Source organism: Nonomuraea antri (genome assembly GCF_013283785.1).
Lineage (GTDB): Bacteria > Actinomycetota > Actinomycetes > Streptosporangiales > Streptosporangiaceae > Nonomuraea > Nonomuraea antri.
The window spans coordinates 1-4,107 of record NZ_JABCPZ010000419.1 but is presented as its reverse complement, the minus strand read 5'-3'; the positions used below and the strand labels follow the sequence as shown (position 1 = coordinate 4,107).

The window sequence follows — 4,107 nt, the reverse complement described above, 5'->3', positions numbered from 1 at the left end:
GGGGTACGCGAGGCCCCTCGGAGGGGTGCGCGGGGCCGGTCGAGGGGCTGTCTGGGGCTGCTAGATCCCGCCCTGATCTAGCACTGGCCGGTGCTAGGTCTAGCAGTCGAGCTAGCGGCCCGTGTGGGCTCTGACCTGGGGTCTAGTCGTCCTAGTGGCCGTCGCGCGCACCCCTCCGAGGCTCGGCTCAGGGGGTCGTGGGGCCTGTGGGCGCTGCTAGTCGAGGGGCCCGAAATTTGTGTGCGGAGCGGCTCGGATTTGATGCGCTCGTCTCGATGATCGTCGCCGCGTCACGGCTCGGCGGAGCCGAGTTGGGACAACCTGTATTTGTACGAGAGGGGTAGTTAAAGAACTACCTCCCCTTTCCCCTTATCCCCTACAAGGGTTCGCCGATGGGTTCGGAGAACCCTTCCAGGAAACCCTTTCGGGAACCCTTCCCGCGCATACGCCTACCTGCACAAACATCAAGCCTGAACAACACGAAGATGCCCCACTCTCCGAAGAGAATGAGGGCATCCTCAGCGACGCTCAGGCGGAGAGCTTCGCGCGCCGCCGCTCGTTCGTCAGCCGCACCACGTCGGCCCGCGCGATCCCGCGCCGGTTGGCTCCCTCCCCGTCGTCGAGCGTTCCCCACACCTGCCCGACCGGCACGCCGAAAGGCTTGAGCGCGGATGTCAGCGCCGCGGTGCGGTCGGCGTCGTCCAGGCCAGCCCACTGCCCGTACGCGCCCGGCCGCAGCTCGGCCAGCCGAGCCGCCACGCGCGAGTTCCACACCTTCTCCTCGTCCGGGGCCACGACCGCCAGCACGTCGAGCAGCAGGTCATGATCCGGCGCCACGGGCGGCCGCTCGCCGAGCGCGTGCCCAGACAGCGTGCCAGCCTGCTCGCGCAGCTCGCGCGCCCGCGCGGCGATGGCCTTCGAGGTGGGCGCGTCGAGGTAGGCCGACCGGACAAGGATCGGGTCGTCGTCGATGCCGACCGCGTACGAGATGCCCTGGTCCTTCTTGGTGAAATTGCTGGGTCGGATGCCTGCGGTGTGTGAGCCCGAGCCGAGGATCATGTCGGTCTCGATGTGCCCCATCACGCGCAGGCAGATCCGGATACCCGCGTTCGCTGAGATGCTGGTCGGCAGCGACTTCTTGTCCGGCCGCTGCGTCGCCAGCAGCAGAATGATCCCCAGCGCGGGGCCCCGCTTGATGATCGCGGTCGCCAGCCGCCCGGCCTCCTCGCCGAACTCCTCGTGCGCGAACAGCTCCTGGCACTCGTCGATCGCGAGCACGAGCGGGTGCAGCCGCAGCGCGCGCGTGTCCGCCAGGCGGCGGGTCACCTTCGACTCGGGGCACAGGTCCTCGGGCAGGTCGTTGATGACCTCGGCGCGGCGCTCCAGCTCGGCGAACACCTCCCGCAGGCCAGCCATGGCCGCCGCGTACGTCTCCTCCTTCGCCCCGGACCCGTACCGGTGCGCGACCTGCTCCAACGCCTTGAGGTCGCCGGTGCCCTTCAGCTCCCACAGGTGCAGCTCGGCGGTGGGGTCGAGCGCGCACGCCATAAGCAGCACGCGCAGCGCAAACGTCTTCCCGTACCGGGGCATGGCGCCGATGAGGACGTTGCCGAACATCAGCTCGACGCTGATCGGGCGTCCGCGCTGGTCGCTGCCGTAGGGGATGGCCTGGAAAAGGTCGCACTGCCCGGCCGTGGCCAGCGGCCAGGCGGGTTGCTTCTGCTTGCGCATCTCCTCGTGGCCGACCCACAGCACCAGGCGGCCCGGGTGGGCGTCCGAGACGGGCTCGGGCCAGACCGCGCCGAGCGGCCGGCGCAGCGCCGAGGCGAGACGCTGCCGGGCGGCCATGACGTCGGCGGCGGTCACCCCGTAGGGGAGGTTGATGTCCGCGCGCCAGCCTGGCCCGTCCTCGCGGATCGGTGCGACGAACTCGATCCCGTCAGGCCGGGCGGCGGCCTTGTTCAGCTCGGCGATCCCGAGCGCGCCGAGGGCACGAACGACCACATCCGAGGTGAGCCGCTCGACTCGCGCGGGGATGACCGCCCGGTCAAACACCCGCTGATCGCTGGCCGTGCCGTACCGGCCGAGCAGCCCGAGCACCGTGCCGAGGCTGAGCCACTGCACCCACCACGGCGCGGCCAGGCGCACGAGCAGCCCGCCGACGATCGCGACGAGCAGAGCGCCCGCGGCCTGGATGAGACGCGAGCGGACCCGCGCCCGGTGCTCTTTGGCGATCAGCAGATACTCGGCGGTGGCGCCGCGCTGCACGGTCGTGTCCCGCAGCGGCGCGGTCTCGATGTCGCGCACCCACCGGGCCACGTCGCGCAGCAGCCAGCCGAGGCCGCGCGGGGAGCGGCGCAGCAGCCGCCCGGCGTAGGCCGGCACGCGCACCAGGTGGTAGGCGCCGATGTAGCCGACGTGCTCGGTCTCCCACTTGATCCGCTCGATCGCGGTGGCGCGGGAGCGGAGCCAGATGGGGACGACGGGCGGCCGGTCGGCGCGGCGCTCGGCGAGCACGGCCAGGCGGCTGGTGGGTGGCGGGTCGGTGGCCTGGTCGACGAGGACGCGGCCCTCAAGGACGTCGTCAGCGACCTCGAGTATTTCCCCCTCCGAGGGTAGGGAATACTCGAGGTCGACGACGACGAGATCGTCGGTGACCGGCTCGGCGGGCGCGCGGCGGATGGGTACGACCGCGCCGCGCGGCTCCACCTCCTCGACATCACTCACGTGCGTTCCCTCAGTCGTTGTCGGTGACGGTCGCGCCGGCGCCGTTGTGGGCGAGCTGCTGCTCGGCGATGGCCGCCACGATGGCCCTGTCGAAGGACGTCATCGGCAGCGGCTGTGACGGCCGCGCGGGCTCGTCGGGGAGCGTCACGGGCTCCTCGTAGATGACGAGCTCGTCGGGCTCCTGGAAGACGGCGGCGAGGTGCGGCCACGGCTGGCGCTGTGACGGTACGGCGGCCCCGTCCGGAACCGTCACGGGCGGCTCGTCGACGGCCTCCTCGGAGACCGGTTCGGCAGACTCGCCTGCGGGCGTGCTGTGACGGTCGTCGGCGGCCGTCTCCGCGCTGTCGGCGATCGTCACAGCCGCTGGTGAGACAGCGTTCCCGCCGCCCGCCGTGGGCGCGTCGAGGACGTCGTCGAGCGGGTCGCTGTGACGGTCGCGGCGGCCGTTGAGGAGGGCCCGCAGGAGCGTCACAGACTCCTCGTCGAGATCGGTGTCGGGCGCGTGCTCGGCGGGTGTCTCGGTGGCGGTGCTGTGACGGTCGGCGGGTGTCTCGGCGGGCGGCTCCTGGGCCGTCACAGCGGGGGCCTGCTCGGGCTGCTCGGCGGTGCCGTCGGCGGTGGTCTCCTGTGACGCCTTGATGAGCTCCTCGGCGGCGCGCGGCTGGATGTTGAACCGCGTCGCAAGAGTGCGCTGTCCGAGGCGGCGGCCGGGTGTGGTGAGGCTGTGCTCGTAGGCGATGCGTGCGGCGTCGAGCGCGTCGACGGGGACGACCGGCGTGGGCACCTCGACGAGCTTCTCAATCGTCACGGGCACGTGCTTCTCGACGACGCGCTCGACTTCGACTTCGACCGGCTTCTCGATCACGGTCTCGACGGGCACCTTGACGACGCGCCTGATGGTGACGGGCACCTTGACGACGTCGGGGCTGCTCGCGTGCTGCTCGGGCTGCTGGGTGGGCGCGGTGGCGGCCAGGCGCACGAGGCGGATGAGCCGCATCAGCAGCTCGTACGAGGCGACGAACGCGATCGGGGCGAGGGCGGCGAGGAGCGCGGCGCCGATGCTGCGGGCGTAGCCGTGGACGACGTTGACGGTCAGGGCCACGAGGATGCCGAACGCCATGCTGACCCAGGCGAGCCAGGGCACGGGGAGCGTGCGGCGGCTGCAGTAGAGCATGACGAGGCCGGCCATGATGACGAGGCCCTCGGCGGCGGCGGGGTAGAGGATGGCCTGCTCGAAGGGTTCGCCGAGGCTGAGTGCGAGGGCTACGAAGTGGCGGAAGCTGATGAAGCCGGCGGCGGCGCCGACTGCGATGGTGACGGCGACGGCGACGAAGAGGACGGCGAGGTCTCCGGCGCGGCTGGCGCGGACGGGCTGGGGCG

2 protein-coding genes are annotated in these 4,107 nt (G+C 71.5%); both read right to left on the bottom strand.

What is annotated here, in order from left to right; translation table 11 throughout:
• Nucleotides 1-528: 528 nt before the first annotated feature.
• On the bottom strand, nucleotides 529-2,727 hold the full coding sequence (locus HII36_RS59070; RefSeq protein ID WP_173531102.1) for an FtsK/SpoIIIE domain-containing protein: 2,199 nt from the start codon (nucleotides 2,725-2,727) through the stop codon (nucleotides 529-531).
• Between the two features lie 10 nt (nucleotides 2,728-2,737).
• On the bottom strand, nucleotides 2,738-4,107 hold a 1,370-nt coding region (locus tag HII36_RS53605), incomplete at its 5' end, for a DUF2637 domain-containing protein (protein WP_173531101.1).